Consider the following 12389-nt stretch of genomic DNA (forward strand, 5'->3'; position numbering starts at 1 on the left):
CCTCACCTCAGCCTCCCCCTGCCGCCTCTCCCCCGGAGTCCTGCCACGTGCTTCCTCCCGACACTCCCCCGAGCGCGCCGCTGTCCGTCGGTGAGCAGACCGGAATGCTCACCGACGGTGAGGACAAGGTCAGCCCCGCGACCTTCCCCGTCCCCACCCCCTCCCCCGACTACATCGAGACCCTGGCCTCCGACCTGCGCGGCGCGGGCGAGTCGGTCGGCGACACCGGGAACGACATCACGTCCACCTGGAGCGGACTGAGTTCCCACTACAAGGCCCCCGAGGCCGAACACCTCTACTCCGTGCTCGAACCGGTGGCCGCTGACGGAGACACGGTCTCGACCGACCTCGGCCACGCCGCGAGCGCGCTGGAGGCCTTCGCCGCCGACCTGCGCGACATCAAGTCCCGCTGGTCCGGTCTGAGCGCCGAGGCCTTCGAGTTCCGGGCCCGCATCGACGCGAAGGGCGAGGACTGGCGCAAGGCCGAGGGCGTGGCAGGTTTCTTCGGGATCGGCGAGAACCCCGACGTGGCGGAGAACAAGCGCCTCATCGACGAGGGAACCCGCATCATCGAGGACTACGCGGACGCCGAACTCGCCTGCGCCAACGCCATCAACCGGTTCGTCCCGGACCGCACCCCGTTCGAGAGGACGCCCTCCGGGGACGGCGCCCTCGATCCCGACGTGTTCTACCACGGCTACGAGGAGGACCTGTCGGACCTGGCCACCGAGTGGGACATGGGCGGGGCCGTCACCGACGAGAGCTGGCTGGTCGACGGCTGGGACGCGGTCTGGGACTTCGGGGTCGGGGCGGTCGAGGGAACCGGCGCGATGCTGGGCATGCACAGCTCCGAGGGCTGGTTCAACATGTCCTGGGGCGACGCCCTGTACGAGTACCACGAGAGCAACATCCAGTCCGTGGCCTCGCTGGTGGGCATGTACGACGCCGAGTCCGACAGCTACGGCTGGTCGGGCTGGGACACCGTCGGCTCGGCGTGGAAGGACCTGGCCCACTCGGTGGTGCCCTGGGAGGAGTGGGGCGAGCGGCCCGGCTACGTGATCGGCACCGCCGTGCTCAACATCGGCGTCACCGCCCTCGGCGCCGCGCTGTCGGCCACCGGTGTGGGAGCGGCGGTCGGCGTCCCGCTGATGGCCTGGCGCGGCATGGCCATCGTGGACGGCATGGGCGGTCGCGGCGGTGACGGCGGATCCGGCGGCTCGACGGACGTCGACGTGGACCTGCCCGCCAATATCCCCACCTTCGGCGGCAGCGGTGCCCCCGTCGTGCGGATCGACACCGGTGCCTTCGACCCCGACGGACTCAGTCCACAGCAGCTGGGTGACCTGAGGGGATCCCTCAACCGCTTGCAGACGATCACGAACGACCCCGCCGACGGCTCGCACGCGGACGGCTCCCCTCCGTCGCGGTCCGCGCCCGTCCAGGGCGACGGTGACCCCTCCCAGCCGAGGAGGCCCGCCGCACAACCGGTCGCGGACCGGGAGAGCGAGGCGGACGAGAGGAACGAGAGAACCGCCGGGTCCGAACCCGAAACCGACCGTGCCAGGGCGGACGATGAACAGGGCCTCCTTGAGGAGGGCGACGGGAACGACCGCGTCAGCTCTCCCGAACCAGCGCTTCAGGACACCTCGGACACCTCCCACCGGCCCTCGCCGACCGAGAGCGGTTCCCAGGACCCGACCGCCGAGCAGCTCAGAGAGAGCGACAGGCTGCTGCGACAGGTCAACAGCATGTTCACGGCTGAGGACCACGCGGACTTCCGGGTCAACCAACGCGCCGAGACCGCCCTGTACGAGGGTGACCGCGCCACCGTGGACCCGGACTCCTCTCCCCTGAAGGACTCCCAGGTCGCGGAGAGGTACGGGCTGGACGGCCGCGCGAACGCCGCGTTCTCCGACATGCGTGCGGTGGCGAGCGACTACCCCCACGTGCGCTGGGAGGGAGGCCCCGGCGACGGACGGGACGGACACGGCGGCCGTGACGAGCCCGAGGCCGACAGGGAGTACGCGACGACGGCACCGCGTCCCCACACCGACACCGCGAGCGCGCAGAAGCCGATTCCGCACAGCCGGGTCCAGCACGTGGACCTGGGGGACAGCAGCGGCCACCGGGTCGACGCCTCACGGATCGGTGCACCCGACGCGCGGAGCGGCTCCGACTCCGGGTTCCGGCACGACCGCGGCACCGACATGGAGACCCGTCGTCCGGTCGCCGTCGACAGGGCCGACTCCGTGTCGGACGGCGACGGCGGCTCCGGCGTCGACACGCCTCTTCGGGGCGACGGCCCCTCCGGCCGCGACGGATCCGACCGGACCGACGCCGTCGATGCCGTCCCGGCCGTGGTCACGCCGACGCGTGCTGGCGTCCCTGGGTCCTCCGGCGGCCCGAGCGGAGGTACCGGTGGCTCCGGAAGTCAGAGCGGCCGGAGCGGGTCCGGCGGCACAGGCCCCCAGAACCCGGTGACCAACAGCAGGATGTCCAACCAGGAGAGGTTCGCCGCCGCTCAGAAGTACCTCAAGGGCCGGGTGTGGTCCTCCGGCAAGCAGTTCGTGCAGGACTTCATAGATCTCATCAACCGGGAAAAAGGCCTCTTCCGGATCTACTACAACGAGAAGAATAATCACCGGTGGAGCGAGAAAGCAACGATCGGCAAGTGGGGCGTTCCCCAGATCCAATGGTCTGAATCACTGCGGCGATGGGTCGCCAAAGACAAACTTCCCCCCGCAGCACCGCCCGACTACCTGTTCCCCGAGAAACGTTTCGTTTTCCCGCGACGCGAAAACCATGCGGAAAACGGCAACCTCGATCACCTGGCACGGGAGCGGCTTCAGAAAATCACAGACCTGAAAAAGCGCACGCAAGATTTCGAAAAAGAGGAAAAGGCCCACAAGAAAGACAAAAACCATCCTCATGTCACGGAGGCGAAAGCAAAGAAGTCGACCGCACATGACGAGATGGGAAGGGCAAGCGAAACCTACGGAGAGGAGACCGCCAAGTCTTACATCAAGGAGATCTTCAATGGAAAAAGGATCTATGACACCATCAAAAGGCATGGAGGCAAGAAAGTAGTTCACGGCAAAATGACTCTGCCCAGGATTGAGGGAGGAAACCTCCTAGACAAAGTTGACACGGCCCCCGGTAGCGGAAATTACCAATTTGACCAGATCTACCGAACCAGCGACGGCGGCTTCGTCATTGTCGAGGCAAAGGGTGATGAGAAGACCAGGCTGGGGGATAGAAAAGTTGGCTCCGGCGCAAACGAGAGACGCATCTCACAAGGAGTATATGAGTACCTCAGGGCAACATTCGCTGATATGGAATATCGCGGACTAGAGGACACTAGAGATGAAAAAGAGCTCAAAGAAAAGGGGGTTATCAACGAAGAAGACCTCGCAGATCAGATGAAACAAGCCCTGCGAGACGGGAAACTATACTATACTGAGATCAAGGGAATCACTACGGATTCAGGAGAGCACGGTGGCGTCACCTTCGGCCTGTTCGACATCTCCGAAGGTGAAGAATCAAAAATCGAGGAAGACAAGGAATAATGACATCACCTCCTCGTCGACATGACGCAAGCATGCCCGGATACAAGCGTTACCTGGCAAAGATCGAAAAGAAGCGTGAAACAGAGATCGCTGGCATGGTGAAGGCGCCGTTCACCGCAGGCATGTCTCTGGACAGCTTGGCGCTCGGTGCCAGGGTCACCCTCGCCATGGATCCGGACGCCTCCGAACTGGTCACCTGGGAGGCCTGGACCACCTGGATGCAGGTCTCAGAAGCCGTCTTCGCCATGTCCACCGCGCCCCCGGACACCACGGTCGAACGCCTCATCAACCACAAGATCCGCACCCTGGACGCCATCCCCCCTCGCCACACCAGTGGTGCCGGAACCTGGATCGACGCGTTCTTCCTCGCCATCACCTGCCGCGACGAGGCCCGCGTCCGCTCCCTGTGCCAGATCCCCGTCTCCTTCCTCAAGGAAGCCGGAGAACGGGACGGCGGCGGCTACGACGACTACATCTACCCCTGGGTCGCCGCCCTCCAGGACTTCATCCTCAACCGGCCCGAACTCGGCGACAACCTCTACGAGGCCATGCGGCTCTCCGACCCCGACCACGCCGAGATCAGCAGCGCCGAGAACCTGAACACGTTCGTCTTCCCACCGATGAACGCCCTGTACCGGCTCGCCGAACACGACACCGCCAAGTTCGACGAGGCCATGGCGCAGGGAATCCAGCTCTTCCACGACTACTACACCGCCGACGAGGAGCGCACCAAGGACGTCATGGGCGCGGTCCCGCTGTTTCTGCTCGGCATCGCCTGCCTGGCCTACGACATGAACCAGCTCGTCCCGGACTTCGACCCCGACCTCAGCTCGGACTACCTGCCCAAGCACATCCTCCAGCGCAGCTGGCACGGGGAGTTCCCCATCTGAGCGACCAGGCCCCGGCCCCGCCCCACCGCACCGACCCCCGCCCCCGCCCCCGCCCCCGCGAAGGAACCCCGTTGAGCCACGACGTCGTCGCCCTCCTCGCCGAGAGCCCCAGCCGCCGCTCCCTCCTGGACGCGCTGGTCGCCGCCGGTCCCAAGCTGCGGGTCCGGCTCGTGGCCGAGGGCACCGTGGTGCAGCTGCGCGACGACTCCGACCGCCTCGTGATCGCCATGCAGGCGGCGCAGCGGCTCACGGTGTCGGCGGAGGCCGACCGCCTCCTGGGCGACGGGATCGCCGACGACCTGCCCGCGCAGCCGCTGTGGGTCGAGGTCCGCGGAACGGAACTAACGGACACCGACACGGCCGCGACGGCACGCCGGTTCGCCCACTGCCTGGTCGAACGGCACGGCGGCGCGGTGTGGGAACCGGAGCGGCGGCTGCCCCGGGACGACGCGCACCTGTTGGGAGCGACCGAGCACCCGGCGGTGAGCACCGTGACCGGGGCGAACGCCGTCCTGGTCCAGGACCGGCCGGTGGTCCCCCTGTCCAGCTGGTTCGTGGACGCGCTGGCCGAGCACGGCCGCCGGGGGCGGGGCCTACAGGTGGTCACCCCGTCCACGAGCGTCATCACCCACGCGCTGCGCTGGTTCCTGAGCAGACCCCGCGCCATGTGGGTCGTCCGCGCCCCGGACGGGCGCTACTACGACGGCTTCAACGGTCTGCCGCTGCTGTGGGACGCGGAGACCGGCTTCGTGCCCAACCCCGGCGTGAACGCGGAGGACGGCCCCAACCAGGCCTTCCGGGCGTCGGCGGACGAGGAACCGGGTACTCACCTGCACGTGGACCTGAGGGTCGACCACCCGGTCGGCGACGGCCTGCTCCTGGGCACCACCCTGGAACTGCTCGCCGAGCACCTGGCCGCGGGCCCGCCCGCGGTGTGGGGCGTCTCCGAGCCCCTGACCAGGGCGTGGGACACCGAGCGGGTCACGGCCATGGCGCGGCGCCGTTCCCCGGGTGAGACCCTGCTGGCCTTCGCTGGACAGCCCGGAGGCGTCCGGGAGGAGGGGGCGCGCCCCCTGGCCGGGAGCCTGCGGGTGTCGCGCACGCCGTCGGGGGTACGCGAGCGGATCCTGTTCTCGGTGGGGTACCGGCCGGGTGAGAGGCCCGACCTGGACGCACTCGACCCCCTGGTGCGCGAGCTGACCGAGCGGGACGGCCTGCGCAGCATGACCGTGCACCGCGCCCTCGGACGCGCCGACCTGACGTACGCGCCCCGGTGGGCGGGCGTGTCCGTCCCGGTCGGGCTGGCCGTGGGGCCGGAAGGGGTCCTGGAGGCGGGACGGGAACGGGCGCTGGCCGCTCCGGTGCCGGGCGTCGCCTTCGGCCCGCCCATGGCCCCGCTGGTCTGGTACCGGATCGGGGACGGGGTGGAACCAGACGCCTGGAGCCGCTACCGCGAGCTGATGGAGCACCTCGACCCCGAACGCGCGTCCGCACGCTGACGGAGCACAAGGCCCGGATGAGCGTCCGCGACCTGACGCAGCGCCCGTACTCCAGCGCCCCGCGTCCCGCGTTCCGAGGCGGTTCCGGCGCGGTGGCCGCCCCGGGACGTTCCCGACGCCGGGCCCGCGCCCGCCCGGCTCAGCCGTTGATCAGCGCGTCGGCGTGCTCGGGGCTCAGGCAGTGCTCGATCACCATGACCGCCGCGCCGACCACGCCCGCGCTCTCGCCCGCCACGGACGAGACGATGCTCAGGTGCTCGGTGGCCAGCGGCAGCGACCGCTGGTAGATGATCTCCCGTACCCCGGCGAGCAGGTGGTCCCCGGCCAGGGCGAGCGCGCCGCCGATGACGATGACCGACGGGTTGAACATGTTGACCGACGCGGCGAGCACCTCGCCGATGTCGCGGCCCGCCTGGCGCAGCGCGCGCAGGGCGGGCACCGACCCGTTGCGGGACAGTTCGACCACGGCGCGGGCGCCGCTCGCGGGCACCCCCTCGGCGGTGAGCGCGGCGGCCAGGGCGGCGCCGCTGGCCACGGCCTCCAGGCAGCCGGTGTTGCCGCAGCGGCAGGGCCGCTCGTCGCCGCTGGGGACGTGGATGTGCCCCATGTCCCCGGCCGCGCCCTGCGCGCCCCGGTAGACGCTGCCCTCGCTGACGATGCCGCAGCCGATGCCCGTGGCGACCTTGACGAACATCAGGTGGCTGGCCTCGGGCCAGGCCGTGTGGTGCTCCCCGATCGCCATGATGTTGACGTCGTTGTCCACCAGGACCGGCACGTCGAGCCGGTCGTGGACGTAGCCGGGCACGTCGAAGTTGTCCCACCCCGGCATGATCGGCGGGTTCACCGCGCGCCCGGTGGTGTGCTGGACGGGGCCGGGCAGGCCGATGCCCAGGCCGAGCAGTTCGTCCACGCGCCGCTCTGCGCCCTCCAGCAGCCTCCGGCCCCGCTCCACGACCCAGTCCAGGACGTGCTCGGGGCCCAGGGCGATGTCCAGGTCCGCGCGCTCCTCGGCGAGCACGGTCCCCGACATGTCGGTGAGGGCGAGGCGGGCGTGGGTGGCTCCCAGGTCGGCGGCCAGGACCACGCGGGCGTCCGGCTGGAACGAGAAGGTCGTGGGCGGCCTGCCCCCGGTGGAGACGGCCTCGCCGGCGGGTCCGATGAGCCCGCTGGCGAGCAGGGCGTCCACGCGCTGGGTGACGGTCGAGCGGGCCAGACCGGTGACCGAGGCCAGCTCCGAGCGGGTGCGCGGTCGGCCGTCGCGCAGGAGTCGGAGCAGGGTGCCCGCACCGGGTGCGGCGGTCGGAGCGACGGCCGTACCGGGTCGTCCCTCCGTGTGGGTCAGCGCGTCTTCCGTCATGCGAACAGTGAAGCACAGGATCTATTGACTGTCCGTCATCCGTCTATTGCAGATAGATCCTACGACTTTTGCTTGACGATCGACAGAAGTCCGGCGTACCGTTCGGTGCATGTCAGTGAGTAAGGTCACAAGCCTGGGTGAGGCGGCCGACCCGGGGTCGGCCGCCCCCAACGCCTACCGCGCCGCGGTGATCGGCACCGGCTTCATGGGACGGGTCCATTCCCACGCAGTCCGCGCCGCGGGAGGCGAGGTCGTCGGGGTCGCGGGCTCCTCCCACGGCAAGGCCGAGCAGTTCCGCACCGCGCACGGCGTCGCCCGGGCCCACGCCGACGCCCTCGAACTCATCCGCAGCGACGACGTGGACGTGGTCCACGTGTGCACGCCCAACCACCTGCACGCGCCGCTGAGCCTGGCCGCCCTGGCCGCGGGCAAGCACGTCGTGTGCGAGAAACCCCTGGCCACCGACGCCGACACCGCCCGCGAGCTGGTCCGGGCCGCGGAGGAGGCCGACCGGATCGCCGTCGTCCCCTTCGCCTACCGCTTCCACCCCATGGCCCGCGAGGCGCGCGCCCGCGTGGCCTCGGGCTCCATCGGCCGCGTCAGCCTCGCCCACGGCGGCTACCTCCAGGACTGGCTCCTGTACCCCGACGAGGACAACTGGCGGGTGGACCCCGAACTGGGCGGCCCCACCCGCGCGTTCGGGGACATCGGCTCGCACTGGTGCGACATGCTGGAGTTCGTCACCGGCGACCGCATCACCTCGGTCAGCGCCCAGACCTCACGGGTCAACGACACCCGCGCCGGGCGGTCGGTGGCCACCGAGGACCTGGTGGCCTTCCAGTTCTCCACCGCGGGGGGCGTGGTCGGCAGCGCCGTCATCAGCCAGGTCTCCCCCGGCCGCAAGAACCGGCTCGTGCTGGAGGTCTCCGGCACCGAGGGCACCCTGCTGTTCGACCAGGAGCGGCCCGAGACCCTCTGGGCGGGCGGCCGGGGCCGCACCTGCACCATCAGCCGCGACGACCCGGAGCTGAGCGCCGACGCCGCGCGCCTGTCCACGACCCCCGTCGGCCACCCGCAGGGCTACCAGGACTGCTTCAACGCGCTCGTGGCCGACACCGGGGCCGCCATCGCCGGGCGGGCCCCCGAGGGCCTGCCGGTGTTCGCCGACGGCCTGCGCGCCGCCGTGCTGGCCGAGGCCGTCCTGACCTCCGCTCGGGAGCGCCGCTGGGTCGACGTGCCGGAGGTGGACGGGGCATGAGCGGCCCGCCCCTGCTCCGCATGATCGGCATCACCAAGTCCTTCCTGGGCGTGCGCGTCCTGCACGGGATCGACCTGGAACTCCACCCCGGCGAGCTGCACGCCCTGGTCGGTGAGAACGGGGCGGGCAAGTCCACCCTGATGAAGGTGCTGGCCGGTGTGCACCGGGCGGACGGGGGCACGGTCGAGCTGGAGGGCGGCGCCGTCTCCTTCGAGCACCCCGTCCAGGCCCAGCGCGCGGGCGTGACCACGGTCTTCCAGGAGTTCAACCTCCTGCCCGACCGCACCGTCGCCGAGAACGTCTTCCTCGGCCGTGAGATCCGCCGCCGCGGCCTGGTGGACGGCCGGGCCATGGAGCGGGCCACCGCCGAACTGCTCGCCGAACTCGGTCTGGAGGGCATCGACCCCCGGGCCCGGGTGCGGTCGCTGTCGGTGGCCGGGCAGCAGATCGTGGAGATCGTCAAGGCGCTCTCGCACGACGCGCGCATCATCTCCATGGACGAGCCGACCGCCGCGCTGGCCGACCACGAGGTGGAGGTCCTCTACCGGATCATCGGCCGCCTGCGCGAACGCGGCGTGGCGGTGCTGTACGTGTCGCACCGCATGCGGGAGATCTTCGACCTGGCCGACACCATCACCGTGCTCAAGGACGGCCACCTCGTGGACACCGTCCCCGCCGGTGAGATCGGTCCGGCCGAGCTGGTCCGCAAGATGGTCGGGCGCCCGGTCTCGGCGGTCTTCCCCGAGCCCCTGGAGCCGAACGGCGAGCACGTGGGACGGGTGCGGCTGTCGGTCACCGGAGGCGGCAACACCCAGCTGGACGGGATCGGATTCGAGGTGCGCGGCGGCGAGATCCTGGGCCTGGGCGGGCTCCAGGGCAGCGGGCGCACCGAGGTGGCCCACGCCCTCTTCGGCGTCGATCGCTTCACCCGGGGCGAGGTCCGCGTGGACGGGCGGCGGGTGGACCCCCGCTCGCCGCGCACGGCGGTGCGCGCGGGCCTGGTGCTGGTCACGGAGGACCGCAAGGCGCAGGGACTGGCGCTGAACCAGTCGGTGGCGGCCAACGGACGCCTGGTCCTGGACGCGGTCTGGCCCCTGGGCTCGGCGCGCGGGGCCCGGCGGCTGCCCGGCATCCTCTCCTCCCTGGAGCTGGTGGCGCGCGGCGGCCAGGACCAGGAGGTCCGGTACCTGTCCGGCGGCAACCAGCAGAAGGTCGTGCTGGCCAAGTGGCTGGCCGCCGAACCCGGCGTGATGGTGCTCGACGAGCCCACGCGCGGCATCGACGTGGGCGCCAAGCAGGCCGTCTACCGGCTCATGCGCGAGCTGGCCGCGGCCGGTGTGGCGATCGTGCTCATCTCCTCCGAGCTGCCCGAGCTGATCGGCATGTCCGACCGGCTGGTCGTCCTGAGGGACGGCCGGGTGGCGGGCGAGCTGCCCGGCGGGGCCGCTGAGGAGGCGGTCATGGCGATGGCCACCGGGTCGCCGCACCCGGGCGGGGCCGCCGCACCGGTCCCCGAGGAGGGCGGAACGGGCGCCCACCGCACCCGCGCGTCGGCCGACCACGCCTCCCCCGGCGCCCCGTCCCCCGGAACCGGCAACGGCGGCTCCCCCGCACGGCACGAGGAGGCCGCCCCGTGACACGCCCACCGACCTCCCCCTTCCGGAGCCTGCGCGCCCGTACGGGCACCACCGGGCTGGTCTACCTGGCCCTGGTGCTGCTGCTCGCGGTCAGCGCGGCCTTCGTGGCCGCCCGGGGCGGCAACCTGTTCACCACCGCCAACACCGTCGACCTGCTCACCCGCAGCAGCCTGCTGGGCTTCCTGGCCATCGGGATGACCCTCGTCATCCTGTGCCGCTCCCTGGACCTGTCGGTCGGCTACGTGGCCGCCCTGTCCACCGTGGTCGCGGCCACCACCATGGCGGGCGACCCCTCCCGGATCGTGCTCGGCGTGGCCGCCGCCCTCGCTCTGGCCGCGCTGATCGGCCTGGTCAACGGGCTGGTGGTCACGGGGCTGCGGGTCAACCCCTTCATCGCCACCCTGGGCATGGGGCTGGTGATCAAGGGCTACCTGGACACGAACTTCCAGGGCCCGGCCGGGGCGGTGCCCCCCGCCTTCCAGGCCTTCGGCTACACCCGGATCGGCGTGCTGCCCGTCTCCACCCTGGTCATGCTGGGCGTGGCGGTGGCGGCGGTGCTGTTCCTGAGCCGCACCCGGATGGGCTACCACATCTACGCCGTCGGCGGCGACGCCGACGTGGCCCGGCTCTCCGGGGTCCGCTCCGGGGTGCCCACGGTCACCGCGCACGTGCTGTGCTCGGTCACCGCCGGTGTGGCCGGTCTGCTGCTGGCCGCCCGGTTCGGCACCGGCAGCGCCACCGTCTACTCCGGGGGCTACGAACTGGAGGCCATCGCGGCCGTGGTGCTGGGCGGGACCTACCTGCTCGGCGGGCGCGGCGGCGTGGCCGGGACCGTGGCGGGGGTGCTCATCCTCGCCACGCTCGACACCGTGTTCAACGTGCTGGCGGTCGACCCGTTCGTCAAGGACGTGCTGCGCGGCGTCATCGTCATCGCGGCCGTGGCCGTCTACGCCCGCGGCGGGCGCTCCGCCGTGCGGACGCGTTTCCCCTCCGGCGGCGCTCCGCCGTCCTCCCCCGTACCGCGGCCCGACCCGGGCACCGGGACCGCCCCCGATCCGGACCCCGGGACGGGGTCCGCACCGCAACCCCTCGGAGGCCGCCGATGACCCCGACCCCCACCCAGGACGCGCGCGGGTCCGAGTCGCGCGGTCCGGGCCCGCTGGCGGCGCTGGCCGCGCTGGGCCGGGGCGGCACGGCGACCGTCGCGCTGCTGCTGGCGCTGATCTTCGTGGTGATCGCCACCCAGAACCCCTCCTTCTTCGAGGGGCCGCCGCTGATGGCCTTCGCCAAGAAGGCCGCGCCGCTGGTGATCCTGGCCATCGGCCAGTACCTGGTGATCGTCTCCGGGGAGTTCGACCTGTCGGTCGGGTCCCTGGTGGGCGCGCAGGTGGTGATCGCGGCCCGCCTCATCGACGGCGACGAGGCGATGACCTGGCCGGTGATCGGCCTCATGCTGGCCTTCGGCCTGGTCGTGGGCCTGGTGAACGGTCTGGTGACCACGCTGCTGCGGGTGCCGTCGATCATCACCACGCTCGGCACGATGCTCATCCTGTTCGGCGCGGTGCGCTACTGGACCGGCGGGGCGCCCACCGGAGCGCTGACGGAGTCCTTCCGCGTGTTCGGGCGTCAGGGGATCGAGGGCGTGCCCGTCCTCGGCGAGATCCCGTGGGCGCTGCTCATCGCCCTGGCGCTGGCGGCGGGCGCGGTGGTGCTCATGCGCTCGCCCTACGGCCGCTCCCTCGTGGCGACGGGCGACAACGACGTCGCCGCCGCTTTCTCGGGGGTGCGGGTGTGGCGGGTGCGCACGATGGCGTTCGTCGGCTCCTCCCTCATGGCCACCGTCGCCGCCGTCCTCATCGGCGGCTACGCCGGGGTCACCGCGCAGGTCGGCGACGGGCTGGAGTTCACCGCGATCACCGCCGTGGTCCTGGGCGGGGTGGTGCTGGGCGGCGGGCGCGGCACCGTGGTCGCCGCCGTCCTGGGCGCCCTGACCGTGGAGGCCCTGTTCACGCTGTTCAACCAGCTGTACCTGCCCTCGACGCTCCAGCCCACGGTGCAGGGGCTCATCATCATCGCCGCGGTGGCCTACGCCGCCCGCCGGGGCGACCTTCGACTGCCGGAGCGCCTGCGACGGCGACCGGACCATCCGACCGAGCGGCCGCTCGGCACTTCCAGGAGGTAA

General features: G+C 71.2%; 8 protein-coding genes. 7 read left to right on the top strand and 1 reads right to left on the bottom strand.

Going from position 1 to position 12389, the window contains the following annotated elements:
• The first annotated feature begins 104 nt into the window (after positions 1 to 104).
• The 3 genes from PV789_RS24955 to PV789_RS24965 all read left to right on the top strand — a co-directional run bounded on the left by PV789_RS24955 (position 105) and on the right by PV789_RS24965 (position 5955).
• Positions 105 to 3566 (top strand): hypothetical protein, encoded by a 3462-nt coding sequence (locus PV789_RS24955; protein ID WP_274974804.1) that lies wholly within the window; start codon positions 105 to 107, stop codon positions 3564 to 3566.
• A 122-nt stretch (positions 3567 to 3688) separates the two neighbouring features.
• Positions 3689 to 4456, top strand: a complete 768-nt coding sequence (locus PV789_RS24960) for an immunity 49 family protein (protein ID WP_274974805.1) — start codon at positions 3689 to 3691, stop codon at positions 4454 to 4456.
• 71 nt (positions 4457 to 4527) lie between these two features.
• A complete protein-coding gene (locus tag PV789_RS24965) occupies positions 4528 to 5955 on the top strand; it encodes a DUF6177 family protein (RefSeq protein WP_274974806.1) in 1428 nt (475 codons plus the stop codon).
• Between the two features lie 139 nt (positions 5956 to 6094).
• Here the strand turns inward: PV789_RS24965 and PV789_RS24970 are convergent, their stop codons facing one another.
• On the bottom strand, positions 6095 to 7312 hold the full coding sequence (locus tag PV789_RS24970) for an ROK family transcriptional regulator (protein WP_274974807.1): 1218 nt from the start codon (positions 7310 to 7312) through the stop codon (positions 6095 to 6097).
• Positions 7313 to 7427: 115 nt separating this feature from the next.
• Between PV789_RS24970 and PV789_RS24975 the strand changes: the two genes are divergently transcribed.
• The 4 genes from PV789_RS24975 to PV789_RS24990 are packed head-to-tail and all read left to right on the top strand — an operon-like array spanning position 7428 to position 12389.
• The gene (locus tag PV789_RS24975; protein ID WP_274978250.1) at positions 7428 to 8570 is read left to right on the top strand and encodes a Gfo/Idh/MocA family protein; all 1143 of its coding nucleotides are present in this window, start codon (positions 7428 to 7430) and stop codon (positions 8568 to 8570) included.
• Positions 8567 to 10207: a sugar ABC transporter ATP-binding protein gene (locus PV789_RS24980; RefSeq protein ID WP_274974808.1), complete on the top strand. Its 1641-nt coding sequence runs from the start codon at positions 8567 to 8569 to the stop codon at positions 10205 to 10207. Before PV789_RS24975 ends, PV789_RS24980 begins: the two co-directional genes overlap by 4 nt.
• The gene (locus PV789_RS24985; RefSeq protein ID WP_274974809.1) at positions 10204 to 11313 is read left to right on the top strand and encodes an ABC transporter permease; all 1110 of its coding nucleotides are present in this window, start codon (positions 10204 to 10206) and stop codon (positions 11311 to 11313) included. Before PV789_RS24980 ends, PV789_RS24985 begins: the two co-directional genes overlap by 4 nt.
• Complete coding sequence (locus tag PV789_RS24990) at positions 11310 to 12389, top strand: ABC transporter permease (RefSeq protein ID WP_274974810.1); 1080 nt, start codon at positions 11310 to 11312, stop codon at positions 12387 to 12389. The genes PV789_RS24985 and PV789_RS24990 overlap by 4 nt, the downstream gene beginning before the upstream one ends.

Source organism: Nocardiopsis camelliae (assembly GCF_028993595.1).
GTDB classification, from domain to species: domain Bacteria; phylum Actinomycetota; class Actinomycetes; order Streptosporangiales; family Streptosporangiaceae; genus Nocardiopsis; species Nocardiopsis dassonvillei.